Genomic DNA, 20597 nt, shown 5'->3' with positions numbered 1-20597 from the left:
CTCTTAATTCGCTAAATAAGGCGTCTCAATGCGGTCAAGGAACAGCGTGGCGGCCAGCAGGTCGGCCGCGCCGCCCGGTGAGGCATTGAGCAAGAGCATTTGTTTGTCTAATACGGCTAAGATGCGTTGCCCTTCAGGGTGAGCGGTGCCGCCAGCGGCTAACACCGCGCGGGCGCCGCTCTGCATGGCGTCCAGCCCCGCCATACCGGCGCGGGAGAGCACGCAGGTATCGGTGAGAGAGGTCATGATCGCCATCAATGCATCGAGCCGGGCATGGGCTTCTGTACCGCCATTGAGTCGGCTCAGGCGAAGCTGTGGCAGTGCCCGCTGCATAATGTGCGGAAATGCCTGCTGCGCCTCTTCGCGCGCGCCTGGCACCCGATAACGGTGCGTGGCGCGCAGCCCTTTGCTGAACACTTTCGGGGCGGCATCATCCGGCAGTTTCGCCAGCTGCGCGGCGGTATCGGCTACCGCCCGGGCTTTCCCATTGCCGCCGAGCATCGCCACGGCGCTGACTAATAATCCCAGCGCCCAGATAGCGCCACGGTGGGTATTCACCCCGCCGGTAGCGGCCATCATCTGCTGCTCACCTTCGCGCCCCAGCCGACCCACGGTCTGCCGTAGCGCGATATCGGCCGGACGCTGCCAGCTTTGCAGCGCCAGCGCCTGAAAGGTGGGAGTGAGGCTGTGCGCCGAACGCTCCATCAGAGCGAGGGATAAATCGTGATGCGCGCCGTTCCCCCGGCTGTCCACCAGACCGGGTTTCGGGCTTAGTCGCGCTTCGTCAATCAGACACTGCGTGGCGGTTCGCGCCAGCCATTCGGCACCGCCTTCAACCTGGATCCGGGGGAGAAGTTTCATTACCAGCTCCTGAATTTCGCAGGTGGGTTGTACAGACCGCCCGACCATTCCACCAGGTCGGACACGCTGCCCGCCGCCAGCAGAGAGCGAGTGGCGTCGGTGCGGCGGATCCCCATATCTTCCGGGTAAACCACTTTGCCGCTCTGGCGCAGCTCCGCGACACGTTTAGCGTCCACACCCAGACCGATATCGGTAATACCCGCGACGGCCGCGACCATGGCACGACGCTCCTCAAGATCTTTTGCGCGGTAGAGGTAAGCAATCCCCTCCTCTGTCAGCACGTGGGTAACGTCATCGCCATAGATCATCACGGGTGCCAGCGGCATACCGGAGGCTTTCGCCACGTCAACGGCGTCGAGTTTTTCCACAAAGGTCGGTTTCACACCTGCCTGGAAGGTTTCAACCATCTGCACCACCAGCTTTTTACCGCGCTGCATAGGATCGGGTTCAGTGATCATGTTCAGCCAGGCCGGGGTGGCATGGCGACGACCGTGCGGGTCATGCCCCATGTTTGGCGCGCCGCCGAAGCCGGAAAGACGACCGCGGGTGACGGTTGAGGAGTTGGCATAGCCGTCAACCTGGAGCGTTGAACCAATGAACATATCTACCGCGTACTGGCCTGCCAGCTGGCAGAAGGCGCGGTTAGAGCGCATGGAGCCGTCGGCACCGGTAAAGAAGATGTCAGGGCGGGCACGAATGTACTCTTCCATACCCAGCTCACCGCCGAAGCAGTGCACGCTCTCCACCCAGCCGCTTTCGATAGCCGGGATCAGCGTTGGATGCGGGTTCAGGGTCCAGTGTTTACAGATTTTGCCTTTCAGGCCGAGCTGTTCACCGTAGGTAGGCAGCAGGAGTTCAATGGCGGCGGTGTTGAAGCCGATACCGTGGTTCAGCGACTGGACCTGGTGTTCTGCATAGATGCCTTTGATGGCCATCATCGCCATCAGGATATGTTCTTGCTTAATCAGACGCGGGTCACGGGTAAACAGCGGTTCGATAAAGAACGGCTTGTCAGCCACTACCACGAAATCAATCCAGGAGCCGGGGATATCCACGCGCGGCAGATCGCACTCGTCGTCCACCAGCTCGTTCACCTGCGCGATGACGATGCCATCGTGGAAGGCGGCGGCTTCGACCAGCGCCGGGGTGTCCTCGGTACTGGCACCGGTATAGAGGTTCCCTTTACGGTCCGCTTTAAAACCGGCAATCAGCGCCACGTTTGGCGACAGATCAACATACAGGCGGGAGTAAAGCTCGATGTAGGTGTGGATGGCACCAATCTCCAGCTGCCCGTCTTCCAGCAGCTGCGAAATACGCAGGCTTTGAGTACCGGAGAAAGAGAAGTCGAGTTTGCGGGCAATGCCCTTCTCAAAAATATCCAGGTGCTCGCTACGACCGACGCTCGGCATAATCATATGCAGGTCGTGAACGATTTGCGGGTTCACTTCGGCTAGCATTCGTGAAAGAAAATCTGCCTGTTTTTGGTTATTCCCTTCCAGCACCACTTTGTCGCCTGGGGCGATCAGTTTTTCCAGCATGGCGACAAGGTCGCCTGTTGGCAGTACCTTGCCCTGCACCGGGACGGAAGCCAGGCGGCGCGCTTTTTCAGTGCGACGCGTATTCCAGCTCCGGGCTGGCGTTTGCCCTGATAACATTGTTAACCTCCTGATTCAGCACATCTTTAGATTTGCTTAACGCTGAGTTAAGTGTGCTCTCTGGTGATAAAGCCATCAATTAAGCCTGGAACAGAATCGTTAGCCTGAGAGTAATAATGAAGGTGATAAATTGTGATCAGGATCATTACCTGCTGTTAAACAACAGACTAAGGGCAGAAAAAGGTGCGCCGCGAGGGGGATGAAATCTCAGGCCTGCGTCTCTTTTTATAAACAGGAGCCGATTCGGAAGGTATAGTGAACAATTGAAAAGAGTTAACATCACATCGTTATGACGCAGACAATTCCATCCGAATTTAACTTTACGCCCGACGAGAGCGCGACTTTTGTCCCCATGCGGGGCGTGTCGAATCGACACCTGCAGACCATGCTGCCGCGCCTCATCCGCCGTAAAGTGCTTTTTACCCCCGTCTGGCAGCGCCTTGACCTGCCGGATGATGATTTTGTTGATTTAGCCTGGAGTGAAGACCCGGTGCAGGCACAGCACAAACCCCGGCTGGTGGTCTTTCATGGTCTGGAGGGCAGTCTGCACAGCCCCTACGCTCACGGCCTGATTCAGGCGGCGAAAGCGCGTGGCTGGCTGGGTGTAGTGATGCACTTCAGAGGATGCAGCGGTGAACCCAATCGCCAGAAACGCATCTACCACTCCGGCGAAACGGAAGATGGCACCTGGTTCCTGCGCTGGCTGGCAGAGACCCACGGCCCGGCCCCGACGGCGGCAGTGGGCTATTCGCTGGGAGGAAACATGCTCGCCTGCCTGCTGGCAAAAGAGGGTGACACGGTTCCGCTGGATGCCGCCGCCATCGTCTCCGCCCCCTTTATGCTGGAGCACTGCAGCTATCATATGGATAAGGGCTTCTCGCGCGTTTATCAGCGCTATCTGCTGAACTTGCTCAAAGCCAATGCCGCACGCAAACTAAAAGCTTACCCGGATACGCTGCCGGTCAGTCTGCGACAGCTGAAGAAAGTGCGTCGCCTGCGCGAATTTGACGATCTGATCACCGCCAAAATTCACGGGTTTGCCGATGCTATTGACTACTATCGCCAGTGCAGCGCCATGCCGTTGTTGAGTAAGATCACCAAACCGGTGCTGATTATTCATGCTAAAGACGATCCTTTTATGGATCATCATTCGATACCCGCGCAGGAGTTTTTGCCCGCGAACGTGCAGTATCAGCTGACCGAACATGGCGGGCACGTGGGCTTTGTCGGCGGCACGCTACGTCGTCCGAAGATGTGGCTGGAAACGCGTATCCCGGACTGGCTGACCACATACCTGGAACCGATAAGATGATTATTCCCTGGCAAGATCTGGCTCCCGAAACGCTGGATAATCTGATTGAAAGCTTTGTGTTACGCGAAGGCACCGATTATGGTGAACAGGAACGTTCGCTTGAGCAGAAGGTGGCCGATATCAGGCGCCAGCTGCAAAGCGGTGAGGTGCTGGTGGTATGGTCAGAGCTGCACGAAACCGTCAACATCATGCCTCGCAATCAATTTCGCGGTTAACCGCGACCTCTTTCCATTCAGGGAGTTGCTATGTCTGCCAGACATCCGGTTATTGCCGTTACAGGGTCGAGTGGTGCGGGTACCACCACCACCAGCCTCGCCTTTCGTAAGATCTTCTCCCAGCTGCATCTGCGTGCCGCAGAAGTGGAAGGCGACAGCTTTCACCGCTTCACCCGTCCTGAGATGGACATGGCCATCCGTAAGGCGCGCGATCTCGGCAAACACATCAGCTATTTTGGCCCTGAAGCGAACGACTTTGGCCTGCTGGAACAAACCTTCGCCGAATACGGGCGGAGCGGCACCGGCCAGTCGCGCAAATACCTGCACACCTATGACGAAGCGGTGCCCTGGAACCAGGTGCCAGGCACCTTTACCCCCTGGCAGCCGCTGCCGGAACCGACCGACGTCCTCTTTTACGAAGGCCTGCATGGCGGGGTAGTCACGCCGGATCACGACGTGGCGCGCCATGTTGATCTGCTGGTGGGGGTCGTGCCTATTGTCAACCTGGAGTGGATCCAGAAGCTGACGCGGGATACCAGCGAACGCGGCCATTCCCGCGAGGCGGTGATGGACTCCGTGGTGCGCTCCATGGAGGATTACATTAACTTCCTGACGCCACAGTTTTCCCGCACCCACATTAACTTCCAGCGCGTCCCGACCGTGGACACCTCGAACCCCTTTGCCGCTAAAGGCATCCCTTCGCTGGACGAGAGCTTCGTGGTGATCCATTTCCGCAATCTGGACAATATCGATTACCCCTGGCTACTGGCGATGCTACAGGGCTCGTTTATCTCGCACATCAATACGCTGGTGGTCCCGGGCGGGAAGATGGGGCTGGCGATGGAGTTAATCATGATGCCGCTGGTGCAGCGGTTGATGGAAGGGAAGAAGATCGACTGAGGCTGTGTCGCCCGGTGGCGCTACGCTAACGGGCCTACAGAAACCTACTGGCCGGGCAAACGACGTGCCGCCCGGCGTTTTATCCGGGGCTTACGCCTCGATCACTTCATACGAGTGGGTAATGTTGACCGCTTTCTCCAGCATCAGCGCTACGGAACAGTACTTCTCCGCAGAGAGATCCACCGCGCGGGATATCGCAGCGTCTTTCAGTTGTTTGCCGGTGACCACGAAATGAAGATTGATATGGGTGAACAGGCGCGGCGCCTCTTCACGACGCTCTGAGGTCAGCTTAACTTCACAGTCGGTCACATCGTGACGTCCTTTTTGCAGGATCGACACCACGTCGATCGCGCTGCATCCGCCTGCCGCCATCAGGACAACTTCCATCGGGCTTGGCGCTTTGTCGCCGGAGTTGCCATCCATTAAAATCTGGTGCCCGGAAGCCGACTCACCAAGGAACGTTAACCCTTCGACCCATTTCACACGTGCTTGCATTTTAATTAACTCCAGGATTGCATTTTTCCTGACAGATTACGCGTCAGTAACAATTCTGACAACGGAAGTCGACCTGCATCAAGCTGAAGCGAGACACCAGGAGACAGGCGGCGAAAGCTATGCTAAAACAGTCGAGATGCTACAGTAATACATTGACGTTGCACATGTATGCAGAGGACATCACACATTACAGGCTGCTAATTATTGTGCAGGCCAGACCCCAGGCAAGGGGAAGAATTCGATTGCAACCCCAGAGTACAGGTACATAGCCAGACTCTGGAGCCAGCTTATAACAGAGGATAACAGCGCATGGTGCTTGGCAAACCGCAAACAGACCCGACTCTCGAATGGTTCTTGTCTCATTGCCATATTCATAAGTACCCATCGAAGAGCACGCTGATTCACCAGGGTGAAAAAGCGGAAACGTTGTATTACATCGTCAAAGGCTCGGTGGCAGTGCTGATCAAAGATGAAGAAGGCAAAGAGATGATCCTCTCTTACCTGAATCAGGGAGATTTCATCGGCGAACTGGGCCTGTTTGAAGAAGGACAGGAGCGTAGCGCCTGGGTCCGTGCAAAAACCGCGTGTGAAGTGGCTGAGATCTCCTATAAAAAGTTCCGCCAGCTCATTCAGGTTAACCCGGATATCCTGATGCGCCTCTCTTCGCAGATGGCTCGCCGTCTGCAGGTCACGTCCGAGAAAGTGGGTAACCTCGCCTTCCTCGACGTAACAGGCCGCATTGCTCAGACCCTGCTGAACCTGGCGAAACAGCCAGACGCCATGACCCACCCGGACGGTATGCAAATTAAAATTACCCGTCAGGAGATTGGTCAGATCGTCGGATGTTCTCGTGAGACAGTAGGCCGTATTCTGAAAATGCTGGAAGATCAAAACCTGATTTCTGCCCACGGTAAAACCATCGTGGTTTACGGAACACGTTAATTCCGCTAAAACGGCGTGACATCGCATGATGACACGCCGTTTTTGTCTCTATCACCCATGTGGCGCAGGCTCATTTATCACCCGGAAGTTAACTACGCACTGCGGCAAACGCTGGTGTTGTGTCTTCCTGTGGCTGTAGGTTTGATCCTCGGCGATCTGCAACACGGCCTGCTCTTCTCCCTCGTTCCTGCCTGCTGCAACATTGCTGGCCTGGACACACCGCATAAACGCTTTTTTAAACGCCTGACTATTGGCGGCTGCCTGTTTGCCGGCTGTAGCCTGGCCGTACAGCTGTTGCTGGCGCGCGATATTCCGCTGCCCCTCATTCTGACCGTGCTGGCGATGACGTTAGGGGTCACGGCAGAGATCAGTGCCCTGCATGCCCGACTGCTGCCCGCCTCGCTGATTGCGGCCATCTTTACCCTGAGCCTGGCGGGGAACATGCCGGTCTGGGAGCCGCTACTGCTCTATACGCTGGGCACCCTCTGGTACGGGCTGTTTAACTGGTTCTGGTTCTGGATGTGGCGCGAACAACCGCTGCGGGAATCCTTGAGCGTGCTCTATCAGCAGCTGGCCGATTATTGCGAAGCAAAATACACCCTGCTGACGCAGCATACCGACCCTGAAAAATCGTTGCCGCCGCTGCTGGCTCGCCAGCAGAAGGTGGTCGATCTGATCAGCCTCTGTTATCAGCAGCTGCATATGCTGGCGGCCAACAGAAATCACGAATACAAACGCCTGCTGCGCACCTTCCAGGTGGGGCTGGATCTGCAGGAGCATATCTCGGTCAGCCTGCATCACCCGAAGGAGGTGCAGAAGCTGGTGGAGCGCAGCCACGCCGAAGCGGTGATACGCTGGAACGCGCAGACCGTTGCGGCACGCCTGCGGGTGTTGGCTGACGATATTCTCTATCATCGTTATCCCACCCGGTTTACCATGGACAAGCAGCTTGGCGCGCTGGAGAAAATCGCCCGTCAGCACCCGGATAACCCGGTGGGCCAGTTCTGCGCCTGGCACTTCAGCCGTATTGCCCGCGTTCTGCGCACGCAACGCCCGCTCTATCCGCGCGATCTGATGGCCGACAAACAGAAACGCCTGCCATTGTTCCCCGCCCTCAAAAGCTATCTGTCGCTGAAGTCTGCCGCCCTGCGTAATGCGGCGCGCATCAGCGTGATGCTGAGTATCGCCAGCCTGATGGGCATGGCGCTGCACCTGCCGAAACCTTACTGGATCCTAATGACCGTGCTGCTGGTGACGCAAAACGGCTACAGCGCGACGCGGGTACGTATTCTTCACCGGGCGGCCGGCACCATGGTGGGGCTGATCATCGCGGGCGTGACCCTGCACTTACACGTCCCGGAAGGTTATACCCTTGCCGGAATGCTGATAGTGACCCTGGTGAGCTACCTGATCATTCGCAAGAGCTACGGCTGGGCGACGGTGGGCTTTACGGTCACAGCGGTATATACCCTGCAACTGCTGACCCTGAACGGCGAGCAATTTATTATCGCCCGGCTGGCCGATACCCTGATTGGCTGCCTGATTGCTTTCGGTGGAATGGTCTGGCTGTGGCCACAGTGGCAGAGCGGGCTGCTGCGCCAGAATGCCCATGATGCACTGGAGGCCGATCAGGAAGCCATCCGCCTGATCCTCAGCGACGATCCGCAGCCGACGCCGCTGGCCTGGCAGCGCATGAAGATCAACCAGGCGCACAACGCGCTGTTCAACTCACTCAACCAGGCGATGCAGGAGCCGGGCTTCAACTCGGCATATCTGGCAGATATGAAGCTGTGGGTGACCCACAGTCAGTTTATCGTTGAGCATATCAACGCGATGACGACCCTGGCACGGGAGCATACGATGCTGACGCCGGACCTGGCGCAGCGTTATCTGCAATCGTGTGAAATTGCCCTTCAACGCTGCCAGCAGCGTCTGGAGTATGATTCACCGGGCGAAAGCGGCGATGAGAATATCCTGGAAGCCCCCGAAACCATGACCTACGGTCCTATGAGCACGCTGGAACAACATCTGCAGCGCACCCTCGGGCATCTGAACACCATGCACACCATTTCGTCAGTGGCATGGCGTCAGCGCCCGCATCATGGGATTTGGTTGATCCGGCGGTTGAAACGAACACCGCATTAAACGCAAAACGGTAACCCCCAGGTTACCGTTTTTTATATATGCGCCCTCTGCGTGCAGGAGAGGATGAGGATAAACGCAGCGCCCTTACGGCTGCACCACGCGCTTCACCGCCTGTGCAAAGCGGGTCATCCCTTCATCGATATCCTGACTTTCCACCAGCAGCGACGGCGCAAAGCGCATTACGTCCGGCCCGGCGTTGAGCACCATCGCCCCTTCACTGGCGGCGGCGTAGAGGAAATCGCGCGCCCGGCCTTTGTATTGCGGCTTCAGCTCGGCGCCAATCAACAGCCCCATGCCGCGAATATCGCTGAACACATCGTACCGGGCATCGATCTGCTGGAGGTGTTTCACAAACTGCTCGCGCTTCGTCATCACACCGCTCAACACTTCCGGCGTATTAATGATATCGAACGCCGCCCCTGCCACCGCACACGCCAGCGGGTTGCCGCCGTAAGTGGAGCCGTGAGAGCCGACGTGGAACGCCGAGGCAATATCCTGGGTGGTGAGCACCGCGCTGACCGGGAAACCACCGCCGAGCGCTTTGGCGCTGGTCAGGATGTCTGGCGTCACGCCGTAATGCATATAGGCAAACAGATTCCCGGTACGCCCCATGCCGCTCTGCACCTCATCAAACACCAGCAGCGCCTGGTGCTGGTCGCACAACTCGCGCAGCCCCTGCAGGAACTCCGGGGTCGCCGCCATCACGCCGCCTTCACCCTGAATCGGCTCGACCACCACGGCACAGGTGTGATCGTCCATCACTGCTTTCACCGCATGCAGATCGTTAAACGGCACGTGAATGATGTCGGCTGGTTTCGGGCCAAAGCCGTCGGAATATTTAGGCTGGCCGCCCACGGTCACCGTAAAGAGCGACCGGCCATGGAAAGCGTTATGGAAGGCGATGATTTTGGTTTTAAACGGGCTATGGCGGGTGGAGGCGTAGTAGCGCGCCAGCTTAAAGGCCGTTTCGTTGGCTTCGGTGCCGGAGTTCATAAACAGCACGCGCTCGGCAAAGGTGGCGTCGATAATTTTACGCCCCAGACGCAGCGCCGGTTCGTTGGTGAAGACGTTGCTGGTGTGCCACAGGGTTTCACCCTGAGTTTTGAGCGCCTCGACCAGCGCCGGGTGACAGTGGCCTAACGCCGTCACCGCAATTCCGCCCGCAAAATCAATGTACTCTTTACCCTGCTGATCCCAGACGCGGCTGCCTTTCCCCTTCACCGGGATAAACTCAGCCGGTGCATAAATTGGCAGGATAACTTCATCGAATGTTGCGCGCGTAATTGCAGATTGTTCAGTTGCCATGTAACCCCACCCTTTTTTAAGCAAGAAGCAGAAGTGAAAATATAATCACGAAATATGCTTAAAAAATCACTTTATGGCAACTAAAAATCAACGATGGAGGAAATTAGCCAGCAGTTGATGGCCCTGTTCGCTCAGAATGCTTTCCGGGTGGAACTGCACCCCTTCCAGATCCCATTCGCGATGGCGGATACCCATGATCTCCCGGGTCTCGCTCCAGGCGGTGACCTCAAAGCAGTCGGGCAAGGTTGGCGGGTCGATAACCAGAGAGTGATAGCGGGTCACGGTCAGAGGATTATTCAGGCCAGAGAACACCCCTGTACCGTTGTGGGTCACCGGGGCGGTTTTGCCGTGCATCACTTTCGCGGCGCGGACAATGGTTGCGCCCATGACCTGGGCAATGGCCTGATGCCCGAGGCAGACGCCGAGGATCGGTACTTTCCCGGCATAGTGCTTAATCACCGCCAGCGAGATCCCGGACTCATCCGGCGTGCAAGGGCCCGGAGAGATAACGATCTTTTGTGGATTCAGCGCCGCGACATCTTCCAGAGAAAGTACGTCGTTGCGCCGGACCACCACCTCTGCCCCCAGCTCGCAAAAATACTGGTACAGGTTCCAGGTGAAAGAATCGTAGTTATCAATCAGCAGAATCATGGCGGCTCCCGAAAAAATGGCCGCCCTATTCTACTCAGTTTCCCGGGCTTCGCTTACCACTTTGCTGAAGATTGTGTTCAGCGCGCTCAAATCCCCCATCGCACCGCTCTGGTTGGCCTGCGCCCACGCTTCCGGGTCGATACCGCGCCAGTCGAGCTGATAGCCCGCGTGGATCGCCAGCTGCTCAAAGAAGATGCGCTGAACAATACCATTGCCGATGCGGAACGGGTGCAGGACGTTGATTTCACAGTAGTAGTGGCTGAGGCGGTTAATAAAATCTGCTTTCTCCAGCCCGACGAGATACCCCTCCTCCTCCAGATCCTGCATCAGGGCATTGCCCTCTTTTTCGATATAGGCGAAGTGGCAGAATCGGGTATCCCCCTGATAAATATCCATTTCGCGGATATCACCCGCCCAGTCAAAAATATCCTGATAGAGATGCTGGTGAATGGCGCACAGGTGCGGCAGCCCGCGTAACAGCGGCCCCAGGCTCAGGGTCGCGGCGCGCAGTGCGGTAAATTCATATGCCGCCTGAGCGAGCCGCTCGGCCTGGCGAATGCCCAGCCGGTTACGCATCACATTCAGTTCGGGGTAGAGATAGGGATCGCGATCGTTACCGTATTTATCGCTCATGCTGCCCCCCTAACTCCTCAAGACGGCGTTGCGCCTCATCTGCGCTGAGGGTGACCAACGGACTATCGACCCCTTCAAGGCGGCGACTGGCCTGGAAATTGATATTTCGCTGTTGTTCCCAGAGACGGGATTTTTGTTTGTCAGTGAGCTTTTTCACCTGTTACCTCCCTGATTGCGCTCGTGTGCCACAAGTATAAGCAGCAAACTACGGTTTCGCAGGAAGGTAAAGGCAACGCGGGCATTGCTTGCCCGCGTCATCAGGGATTACGGCAGGACTTTCGCAGAGAGGATAACTACCGGTTTTGTCGGCACATTCTGGTACGGACCCACATCGTGAGTCTGCACCTGAGAAATTTTATCGGCCACATCCATGCCTTTCACAACTTTACCAAATACCGCATAGCCAAAATCACGCTGGCCGTGGTCGAGGAAAGCGTTATCGGCCACGTTGAGGAAGAACTGGCTGGTCGCGCTGTCTTTATCGGCAGTACGCGCCATGGAGATGGTGCCGCGGCTGTTGCGCAGGCCGTTATCCGCTTCGTTCTTGATAGGCGGGTTCGGCTGTTTCTGCTGCATCTGCTCATTGAAGCCACCGCCCTGCAGCATAAAGCCCGGGATCACACGGTGGAAAGTGGTGCCGTTATAAAAACCGCTGTTCACATAATCGAGGAAGTTTTTCACAGAAACAGGGGCTTTCTGACTGTTCAGTTCCAGCTCAATGTTACCGGCAGAGGTGGTCAACAGAACGTGCGGGTCTCCTTTGGCTGCCAGCGCAGCAGGAGAGAGGGCTGAAAGGGCGAGTACAGCCGCGACAGCCGCCAGGGTTGATTTGAGCATGAGAATTCCTTAACAAAGCGCAGTAAAGAAAGCGAATGGCTTGATTCTAAAGAGCAGTATGAATACAGGCCAGCCTTTTACCTAATTTTACGAATTTGAAACAGATGTAACCGATAAGAAACCACTGGCGCAGGCAGTAAAGTGATACAAATCACACTAAAAACTGCAATTTTTGTTTAATTACTCATAAAAGATTTAATTAGATCACATTCACGCTTAAAATCTGGCCGCTCGCAGCGCCTTCCGGGCGCTTTACATTTCTATTCACAGGCCAGTCATGACTAACAGCAATCGTATCAAGCTCACATGGATCAGCTTCTTCTCCTACGCCCTTACCGGTGCGTTGGTTATCGTCACCGGGATGGTGATGGGAAATATCGCAGAGTATTTCAACCTGCCCGTTTCCAGCATGAGTAACACCTTCACCTTTCTTAACGCCGGGATCCTCATCTCCATCTTCCTGAACGCCTGGTTGATGGAAATCGTCCCCCTGAAAACGCAGCTGCGTTTCGGCTTTGTACTGATGTTGGGTGCCGTTGCAGGTCTGATGCTCAGCCACAGCATCGCCCTGTTCTCTGCCGCCATGTTTGTGCTTGGGCTGGTCAGCGGGATCACCATGTCCATCGGGACGTTTCTCATTACCCACATGTATGAAGGCCGCCAGCGCGGCGCGCGTCTGCTGTTTACCGACTCCTTCTTCAGCATGGCAGGGATGATCTTCCCGATGGTGGCCGCCGTTCTGCTGGCACGCAGCATTGAGTGGTACTGGGTTTACGCCTGCATCGGCCTGGTCTACGTGGCGATTTTTGTCCTGACCTTCGGCTGCGATTTCCCGGTTCTCGGCAAGAAAGCGCAAACCACCAGCGAGCCGGTGGTAAAAGAGAAGTGGGGTATCGGCGTACTGTTCCTTTCCATTGCCGCTCTGTGCTACATCCTCGGCCAGCTGGGCTTTATCTCCTGGGTGCCAGAGTATGCCAAAGGCCTGGGAATGAGCCTGAACGATGCCGGTCAGCTGGTGAGTGACTTCTGGATGTCCTACATGTTCGGTATGTGGGCCTTCAGCTTTATTCTGCGCTTCTTCGACCTGCAGCGGATCCTCACCGTGCTGGCCGGTGCCGCCACCGTGCTGATGTACCTTTTCATCAACGGTTCGCCGGAACAGATGCCGTGGTTTATCCTGACGCTCGGCTTCTTCTCCAGCGCCATCTACACCTCGATCATTACTCTGGGTTCACTGCAAACCAAAGTCGCCTCGCCGAAACTGGTTAACTTCGTGCTTACCTGCGGCACCATCGGGACCATGCTGACCTTCGTCGTTACCGGCCCGATTGTGGCACACAGCGGCCCACTGGCGGCGTTACACACCGCTAACGGCCTCTACGCTGTGGTGTTCGTGATGTGTCTGGTGCTGGGCTTCGTGACCCGCCACCGCCAGCACAATACTGCGGCAGCGTCTCACTGATGCCTCATGCCCCTCTGCTGCCTGCAGAGGGGCTGTTTTGGGTAAAGCACACCTCTTCTCCCCCGCGATCTGTCTGTATCCACGTCTGTGCCAGCTGCGTGGTGGCAATCACCCTCCCCTGACGAATCGACCAGCGTACCGGCACCTGACACCGCACCGCATCAAAACCCGTCTCCGCAGGCAGGATCACCAGGTTAGCCGGGTTGCCCGGTTCAATGCCGTAATCGGCCAGGCCAAAAGTACGCGCGCTGTTGTGGGTGATCAGGTTAAGTCCGCTGTCGATTTGCGGATAACCCATCATCTGACAGACATGCAGCCCCATATGCAGAACCTGCAACATATTGCCGGTGCCCAGCGGATACCAGGGATCAAACACATCGTCATGACCGAAGCAGACGTTAATCCCCGCCTCGAGCAACTCCTTCACCCGGGTAATGCCGCGCCGCTTCGGGTAATCGTCAAAACGGCCCTGCAAATGAATATTCACCAGCGGATTGGCGACAAAGTTAATCCCGGAGAGCTTCAACAGACGAAACAGCCGTGACGTGTAAGCCCCGTTATAAGAGTGCATCGCGGTGGTGTGGCTGGCGGTGACACGCGGGCCGATCCCGGCCTCATACGCCAGCGTCGCCACCGTTTCGACAAACCGCGACTGCTCGTCGTCAATCTCGTCGCAGTGAATATCCAGCGGCCGGTCGTACTTCTTCGCCAGTTCAAACGCTATATGCAGCGACTGCACGCCATACTCGCGGGTGAACTCAAAGTGCGGGATGGCCCCCACCACGTCGGCCCCGAGCTGCAACGCCTCTTCCAGCAGGGCGGCACCGTTGGGATAAGAGAGGATCCCCTCCTGCGGGAAGGCGACGATTTGCAGCTCAACCCAGGGGGCTACCTCCTGCTTCACCTCCAGCATCGCCTTCAGGGCGGTAAGGGTCGGGTCAGAGACATCCACATGCGTACGAACAAACTGGATACCATTGGCGATCTGCCACTTAAGGGTCTTCCACGCCCGGGCTTTGACATCTTCATGGCTGAGCAGCGCCTTGCGCTCCGCCCAGCGTTCGATGCCCTCAAACAGCGTGCCGGACTGGTTCCAGTTCGGTTCACCTGCGGTCTGGGTGGTATCAAGATGAATATGCGGCTCGATAAAAGGCGGAAGAGCCAGACCACCCCGCGCGTTTAACACTTCATAGCTCTCGCTTTGCCCCTCGCCCGTTGGGGTGATTTCGCCAAAACGACCGTTCTCAATAGCCAGTTGCCATAATCCGTCCCGACCCGGTAACCGGACGTTCTGGATCAGCCAAAGCGGTGCTGTAGACATCGTATTCTCCCGAAAAAGGGGGCTGAAATTTAGGAGTAGCGGATCAATAAGATTAGCCCCCTAATTTGTACACAAAATCGGCTAAGACGAAAAGCCTGCGATTTCCGTTACTTAGAAAAATCCTGACAAATCAGTCATCTACCCACTAAGGAGTAGTTTAAGGCGTATTTGATTTGCATCAATAAGTGGCTTTGCTGAATCGTTAAGGTAGGCAGTAATAGAAAAGAAATCGAGGCAAAAATGAGCAAAGTCAGACTCGCGATTATCGGTAACGGCATGGTCGGTCACCGCTTTATTGAGGATCTTCTTGATAAAGCCGATGCTGACCGGTTCGATATTACCGTGTTCTGTGAAGAACCCCATAAGGCGTACGACCGCGTGCACCTCTCCTCCTATTTCTCTCACCACACCGCTGAAGAGCTTTCTCTGGTGCGTGAAGGTTTTTACGAGAAACATGGCGTGAAGGTGCTGGTGGGCGAACGCGCTATTACCATCAACCGTCAGGAAAAAGTGATTCATTCCAGTGCGGGACGCACGGTTTTTTACGACAAGCTGATCATGGCGACAGGCTCTTACCCGTGGATCCCACCGATCAAAGGGTCAGAAACTCAGGATTGCTTCGTCTATCGTACCATTGAAGATCTCAACGCCATTGAATCCTGTGCCCGTCGCAGCAAACGCGGCGCGGTGGTCGGCGGCGGTCTGCTCGGCCTCGAGGCCGCGGGCGCGCTTAAAAACTTAGGCGTTGAAACCCACGTCATCGAATTTGCCCCGATGCTGATGGCAGAGCAGCTTGACCACATGGGTGGCGAGCAGCTCAAACGCAAAATTGAAAGCATGGGTGTGAAAGTTCACACCAGCAAAAATACCAAAGAGATCGTCCAGGAAGGCACCGAAGCGCGTAAAACCATGCGCTTTGCCGACGGCAGCGAGCTGGAAGTCGACTTCATCGTCTTCTCTACCGGTATCCGCCCGCGCGACAAACTGGCTACCCAGTGTGGCCTGGCCGTTGCCCAGCGCGGCGGCATCATGATCAACTCCACCTGCCAGACCTCCGATCCCGATATCTATGCTATCGGGGAGTGCGCCAGCTGGGAAAATCACGTTTACGGTCTGGTTGCTCCTGGCTACAAAATGGCGCAGGTCACTGCCGACCATATCCTCGGTAATGAAAACGCCTTCACCGGCGCAGACATGAGCGCCAAGCTGAAACTGCTGGGCGTTGACGTGGGCGGCATTGGTGATGCGCACGGTCGCACGCCAAACTCACGCAGCTACGTTTACCTCGACGAAAGCAAAGAAGTTTATAAGCGTCTTATCGTAAGCCCGGACAACAAGACCCTGCTCGGTGCGGTGCTGGTGGGTGATACCAGCGACTTCGGTAACCTGCTCCAGCTGGTACTGAACGCCATCGAACTGCCGGAGAACCCGGACGCCCTGATCCTGCCAGCCCACGCGGCCAGCGGTAAGCCTTCGATTGGTGTCGATAAACTGCCAGACAGCGCGCAGATTTGCTCCTGCTTCGATGTCACCAAAGGCATGCTGATTTCTGCCATCAACAAGGGTTGCCACACCGTGGCGGCACTGAAGGCCGAAACCAAAGCCGGTACCGGCTGCGGCGGTTGTATCCCACTGGTCACCCAGGTGCTCAACGCCGAGCTGGCGAAACAGGGCATTGAAGTGAACAACAACCTGTGCGAGCACTTCGCTTACTCTCGCCAGGAGCTGTATCACCTGATCCGCGTGGAAGGCATCAAATCCTTCGACGAGCTGCTGCAGAAACACGGCCAGGGTTACGGCTGTGAAGTGTGTAAACCTACCGTCGGTTCTCTGCTGGCCTCCTGCTGGAATGAGTACGTGCTCAAGCCGCAGCACACCCCGCTGCAGGACACCAACGATAACTTCCTGGCCAACATCCAGAAAGACGGTACTTACTCGGTGATCCCACGCTCTGCCGGCGGGGAAATCACCCCGGAAGGCCTGGTGGCAGTGGGCCGTATCGCCCGCGAATTTAACCTGTACACCAAAATCACCGGTTCCCAGCGTATCGGTCTGTTCGGTGCGCAGAAAGACGACCTGCCGGAAATCTGGCGTCAGCTGATTGAAGCAGGCTTCGAAACCGGTCATGCCTATGCCAAAGCGCTGCGTATGGCGAAAACCTGCGTCGGCAGCACCTGGTGCCGCTACGGTGTGGGCGACAGCGTCGGCTTCGGCGTTGAGCTGGAAAACCGCTACAAAGGCATTCGCACCCCGCACAAAATGAAGTTCGGCGTCTCTGGCTGTACCCGTGAATGTGCCGAAGCGCAGGGTAAAGATGTGGGTATCATCGCCACTGAGAAGGGCTGGAATCTGTACGTCTGCGGTAACGGCGGGATGAAACCGCGTCATGCGGATCTGCTGGCGGCGGATATCGACCGTGAAACGCTGATCAAGTATCTCGATCGCTTCATGATGTTCTACATCCGTACCGCAGACAAACTGACCCGTACCGCACCGTGGCTGGATAACCTGGAAGGCGGCATCGACTACCTGAAGTCAGTGATCATCGACGACAAACTCGGCCTGAACGCGACGCTGGAAGAAGAGATGGCACGCCTGCGTGACGCCGTGATTTGCGAATGGACTGAAACCGTCAACACCCCGGCGGCGCAGGTTCGCTTCAAACACTTTATCAACAGCACCCAGCGCGACCCAGGCGTGCAGGTGGTGCCAGAGCGCGAGCAGCATCGCCCGGCAACACCTTATGAACGCATTCCGGTCATGCTGGTGGAGGAAAACGTATGAGCCAGTGGGTAAACATCTGCAAAATCGACGAGATCCTGCCTGCCACCGGCGTGTGCGCGCTGTTAGGTCATGAGCAGGTTGCTATTTTCCGTCCACGCCACGACGAACAGGTCTTTGCCATCAGCAATATCGACCCTTTCTTTGAGGCCAGCGTGCTCTCCCGTGGGATTATCGCTGAGCATCAGGGCGAGCTATGGGTTGCCAGCCCGCTGAAAAAGCAGCGTTTCCGTCTGAGCGACGGACACTGTATGGAAGATGAAAGCCGCTCCGTGAAGCACTATGACGTTCGTGTCAAAGACGGCAAAGTGCAGCTTCGAGGCTGATTAACACGGGGGCGCAATGCCCCCGCTTTTGTAATGTTCTCCCGTTCGGGATTTTTTCAACTTTTTACACGAAATCATGTGCGCTGCATCGCGGCGGCAACTGAACGAATCCCCGGGCGCATAGTTCACTGTGTGACTGGGATGAGTGAAGGCAGCCAACAACGAGGCAGCGTAGAGGATGAAGTGTACAGGATAATCAAATGTTTACAGACACTATCAATAAGTGTGCGGCTAATGCTGCGCGTATTGCACGCCTCAGTAAAAACAGTCCCCTCGGATTCTGGATCAGCTCCGCCATGGCGGGGGCTTATGTCGGGTTGGGGATCATTTTAATTTTCACCCTCGGCAATCTGCTCGATCCCTCTGTTCGTCCGCTGGTGATGGGCGCCACCTTTGGTATCGCCCTGACCCTGGTCATCATCGCTGGCTCTGAACTGTTCACCGGCCACACCATGTTCCTGACGCTGGGCGTGAAAGCGGGTACCATTACTCAGGGCCAGATGTGGGCGATCCTGCCACAAACCTGGCTCGGCAACCTGGTCGGCTCCGTGTTTGTCGCCCTGCTTTACAGCTGGGGCGGTGGTAGCCTGCTGCCGGTTGATACCAGCCTTGTTCACACCGTCGCGCTGGCAAAAACCTCCGCACCGGCGATGGTGCTGTTCTTCAAGGGCGCGCTCTGTAACTGGCTGGTGTGTCTTGCTATCTGGATGGCAATCCGCACTGAAGGCGCCGCGAAATTTATCGCTATCTGGTGGTGTCTGCTGGCCTTTATCGCTTCCGGCTACGAGCACTCCGTAGCCAACATGACGCTGTTTGCCCTCTCCTGGTTCGGTCACCACAGCGAAGCGTATACGCTGTCAGGTATCGGCCATAACCTGTTGTGGGTAACCCTTGGCAATACTCTTTCTGGGGTTGTATTTATGGGTTGGGGTTACTGGTATGCTACCCCTAAAGCGGAGCGTCCGACTCCGGCTACCATCGCAACCGTTCAGGCGAAAGCCAACCCGTAAGAAGAGGTAATGTCGTGGATCACCTGCCAATATTCTGTCAATTACGCCATCGCGACTGCCTGCTTGTAGGTGGTGGCGATGTGGCTGAACGTAAAGCCCGCCTGCTGTTAGAGGCCGGTGCCCGACTCACCGTCAATGCCCTCGCCTTCGCCCCGCAATTCACCGTGTGGGCGCAGGAAGGGATGCTCACCCTCGTCGAAGGGGAATTTCGGGAATCGCTGCTCGATACCTGCTGGCTGACCATTGCCGCCACTGACGACGATGCGGTTAACCAGCGCGTCAGTGACGCCTGTGAAGCGCGGCGGATCTTCTGCAACGTGGTGGATGCGCCGAAAGAGGCGAGCTTTATCATGCCGTCAATTATCGATCGCTCGCCACTGATGGTCGCCGTCTCCTCCGGTGGGACTTCACCAGTGCTGGCGCGCCTGCTACGCGAAAAGCTGGAAGCGATCCTGCCGCAGCATCTGGGTCAGGTAGCTCATTACGCAGGGAAACTGCGCGCCCGGGTGAAAAAGCAGTTCGCCACCGTCGGCGAGCGCCGCCGCTTCTGGGAGAAATTCTTTGTGAACGATCGCCTGGCGCAGTCGCTGGCGAATCAGGATCAGAAAGCCGTGGATGAGACGACCGAGCAGCTTATCAATGCGCCGCTCGATCACCGCGGCGAAGTGGTGCTGGTGGGGGCGGGTCCGGGCGATGCAGGCCTGTTAACCCTGAAAGGGCTGCAGCAGATCCAGCAGGCGGATATCGTGGTCTATGACCGCCTGGTCTCCGACGACATCATGAACCTGGTGCGCCGGGATGCGGATCGGGTGTTTGTTGGCAAACGTGCCGGGTATCACTGCGTACCGCAGGAAGAGATTAACCAGATCCTGCTGCGTGAAGCGCAAAAGGGTAAACGCGTGGTACGCCTGAAAGGCGGCGATCCGTTTATCTTCGGGCGCGGCGGCGAGGAGCTGGAAACCCTGTGCGAGGCAGGCATACCGTTCTCGGTGGTGCCGGGCATTACCGCTGCCTCCGGCTGTTCTGCCTATTCAGGCATCCCGCTGACCCACCGTGACTACGCCCAGAGCGTGCGCCTGGTCACCGGCCATCTGAAAACCGGCAGCGAACTGGACTGGTATAACCTGGCGGCAGAGAAACAGACCCTGGTGTTCTATATGGGGCTGAACCAGGCGGCGACCATTCAGGCTAAGCTGCTCGAACACGGCATGGAGGCGACAATGCCGGTTGCGCTGGTGGAAAACGGCACGTCGATCAAACAGCGTGTGGTGAGTGGCGTGTTAACCGAGCTGGGCGAGCTGGCGCAGCAGGTTGAAAGCCCGGCGCTGATCGTGGTGGGTCGCGTGGTGGCGCTGCGTGACAAGCTCAACTGGTTCTCAAATCATTAAGTCAGACTGAACATAATCTCCGCAAAATGAGTAGTCCTGTTATGGACTACTCCTCTCTTACTGCTGTCGATAACATGCTCTTCGAGAAAGCCTATTTCTCTCTATTCCCTCATGTTATTGACAAGGAAGCGTTATGTTCAAACTGGCAAAGATTGCCCTGGTTGCAGGCATCTTAACTACCCTGACGGCGTGCACTGGCCACGTGCAAAACACCAAAAATAACTGCAGCTACGACTACCTGCTGCACCCGGCGATCTCTATCTCCAAGATCATCGGCGGCTGCGGCCCGGCAGCAAATCAGTAAGCTTTTTTCAGGCATAAAAAAACCGGGAATATCCCGGTTTTTTTATTGGTAGAG

At 56.7% G+C, this 20597-nt stretch carries 20 protein-coding genes; 11 read left to right on the top strand and 9 right to left on the bottom strand.

The window, feature by feature from the left end:
• Positions 1-3: 3 nt before the first annotated feature.
• Both C3F35_RS13750 and mdcA read right to left on the bottom strand, forming a co-directional pair.
• Positions 4-861, bottom strand: a complete 858-nt coding sequence (locus tag C3F35_RS13750; protein ID WP_032614759.1) for a triphosphoribosyl-dephospho-CoA synthase — start codon at positions 859-861, stop codon at positions 4-6.
• Entirely contained in the window at positions 861-2516 is a 1656-nt protein-coding gene (gene mdcA, locus C3F35_RS13745) for a malonate decarboxylase subunit alpha (RefSeq protein WP_032614760.1), read from the bottom strand. Before mdcA ends, C3F35_RS13750 begins: the two co-directional genes overlap by 1 nt.
• A 289-nt stretch (positions 2517-2805) precedes the next feature.
• Between mdcA and C3F35_RS13740 the strand changes: the two genes are divergently transcribed.
• The 3 genes from C3F35_RS13740 to C3F35_RS13730 are packed head-to-tail and all read left to right on the top strand — an operon-like array spanning position 2806 to position 4943.
• Entirely contained in the window at positions 2806-3828 is a 1023-nt protein-coding gene (locus C3F35_RS13740; RefSeq protein ID WP_077226872.1) for a hydrolase, read from the top strand.
• Positions 3825-4043, top strand: coding sequence for a YheU family protein (locus C3F35_RS13735; protein ID WP_032614764.1), 219 nt, complete (start codon positions 3825-3827; stop codon positions 4041-4043). The genes C3F35_RS13740 and C3F35_RS13735 overlap by 4 nt, the downstream gene beginning before the upstream one ends.
• 30 nt (positions 4044-4073) lie before the next feature.
• A complete protein-coding gene (locus C3F35_RS13730) occupies positions 4074-4943 on the top strand; it encodes a phosphoribulokinase (RefSeq protein ID WP_032614766.1) in 870 nt (289 codons plus the stop codon).
• Between the two features lie 90 nt (positions 4944-5033).
• Here the strand turns inward: C3F35_RS13730 and C3F35_RS13725 are convergent, their stop codons facing one another.
• A complete protein-coding gene (locus C3F35_RS13725) occupies positions 5034-5438 on the bottom strand; it encodes an OsmC family protein (RefSeq protein WP_103793243.1) in 405 nt (134 codons plus the stop codon).
• Between the two features lie 309 nt (positions 5439-5747).
• Between C3F35_RS13725 and crp the strand changes: the two genes are divergently transcribed.
• On the top strand, positions 5748-6380 hold the full coding sequence (gene crp / locus C3F35_RS13720; RefSeq protein WP_000242758.1) for a cAMP-activated global transcriptional regulator CRP: 633 nt from the start codon (positions 5748-5750) through the stop codon (positions 6378-6380).
• Between the two features lie 57 nt (positions 6381-6437).
• The gene (locus C3F35_RS13715; protein WP_103793244.1) at positions 6438-8525 is read left to right on the top strand and encodes a YccS/YhfK family putative transporter; all 2088 of its coding nucleotides are present in this window, start codon (positions 6438-6440) and stop codon (positions 8523-8525) included.
• 84 nt (positions 8526-8609) lie between these two features.
• Here the strand turns inward: C3F35_RS13715 and argD are convergent, their stop codons facing one another.
• From argD to ppiA, 5 genes are all read right to left on the bottom strand, one after another.
• Positions 8610-9830, bottom strand: coding sequence for a bifunctional acetylornithine/succinyldiaminopimelate transaminase (gene argD / locus C3F35_RS13710; RefSeq protein WP_103793245.1), 1221 nt, complete (start codon positions 9828-9830; stop codon positions 8610-8612).
• Between the two features lie 87 nt (positions 9831-9917).
• Positions 9918-10481, bottom strand: coding sequence for an aminodeoxychorismate synthase component 2 (gene pabA / locus C3F35_RS13705; RefSeq protein WP_032614773.1), 564 nt, complete (start codon positions 10479-10481; stop codon positions 9918-9920).
• Positions 10482-10511: 30 nt separating this feature from the next.
• A complete protein-coding gene (locus C3F35_RS13700) occupies positions 10512-11114 on the bottom strand; it encodes a putative adenosine monophosphate-protein transferase Fic (protein ID WP_059307058.1) in 603 nt (200 codons plus the stop codon).
• Positions 11104-11271 (bottom strand): YhfG family protein, encoded by a 168-nt coding sequence (locus tag C3F35_RS13695; RefSeq protein ID WP_103793246.1) that lies wholly within the window; start codon positions 11269-11271, stop codon positions 11104-11106. Before C3F35_RS13695 ends, C3F35_RS13700 begins: the two co-directional genes overlap by 11 nt.
• Before the next feature lie 107 nt (positions 11272-11378).
• Positions 11379-11951 (bottom strand): peptidylprolyl isomerase A, encoded by a 573-nt coding sequence (gene ppiA, locus C3F35_RS13690; RefSeq protein WP_032614775.1) that lies wholly within the window; start codon positions 11949-11951, stop codon positions 11379-11381.
• A gap of 277 nt (positions 11952-12228) precedes the next feature.
• On the opposite strand from ppiA, the gene tsgA reads away from it, so the two are divergent.
• Complete coding sequence (tsgA, locus tag C3F35_RS13685) at positions 12229-13413, top strand: MFS transporter TsgA (RefSeq protein WP_032614776.1); 1185 nt, start codon at positions 12229-12231, stop codon at positions 13411-13413.
• 4 nt (positions 13414-13417) lie between these two features.
• Here tsgA and C3F35_RS13680 read toward each other — a convergent pair whose 3' ends face one another.
• The gene (locus tag C3F35_RS13680) at positions 13418-14734 is read right to left on the bottom strand and encodes a cytosine deaminase (RefSeq protein WP_032614778.1); all 1317 of its coding nucleotides are present in this window, start codon (positions 14732-14734) and stop codon (positions 13418-13420) included.
• Between the two features lie 240 nt (positions 14735-14974).
• Between C3F35_RS13680 and nirB the strand changes: the two genes are divergently transcribed.
• From nirB to C3F35_RS13655, 5 genes are all read left to right on the top strand, one after another.
• The gene (gene nirB, locus C3F35_RS13675) at positions 14975-17518 is read left to right on the top strand and encodes a nitrite reductase large subunit NirB (RefSeq protein WP_103793247.1); all 2544 of its coding nucleotides are present in this window, start codon (positions 14975-14977) and stop codon (positions 17516-17518) included.
• Positions 17515-17841, top strand: coding sequence for a nitrite reductase small subunit NirD (nirD, locus tag C3F35_RS13670; protein WP_032614780.1), 327 nt, complete (start codon positions 17515-17517; stop codon positions 17839-17841). Before nirB ends, nirD begins: the two co-directional genes overlap by 4 nt.
• A 200-nt stretch (positions 17842-18041) precedes the next feature.
• Complete coding sequence (gene nirC / locus C3F35_RS13665) at positions 18042-18851, top strand: nitrite transporter NirC (protein ID WP_032614782.1); 810 nt, start codon at positions 18042-18044, stop codon at positions 18849-18851.
• Positions 18852-18865: 14 nt separating this feature from the next.
• Positions 18866-20239, top strand: a complete 1374-nt coding sequence (gene cysG / locus C3F35_RS13660; RefSeq protein WP_103793248.1) for a siroheme synthase CysG — start codon at positions 18866-18868, stop codon at positions 20237-20239.
• A 133-nt stretch (positions 20240-20372) separates the two neighbouring features.
• Positions 20373-20543 (top strand): YhfL family protein, encoded by a 171-nt coding sequence (locus C3F35_RS13655; protein ID WP_032614785.1) that lies wholly within the window; start codon positions 20373-20375, stop codon positions 20541-20543.
• Positions 20544-20597: the final 54 nt, after the last annotated feature.

It is taken from the genome of Leclercia sp. LSNIH3, from assembly GCF_002935105.1.
Taxonomy (GTDB): domain Bacteria; phylum Pseudomonadota; class Gammaproteobacteria; order Enterobacterales; family Enterobacteriaceae; genus Enterobacter; species Enterobacter adecarboxylatus.
The sequence above is the reverse complement of the archived record's forward strand: the minus strand, read 5'-3'. Positions and strand labels throughout refer to the sequence as shown.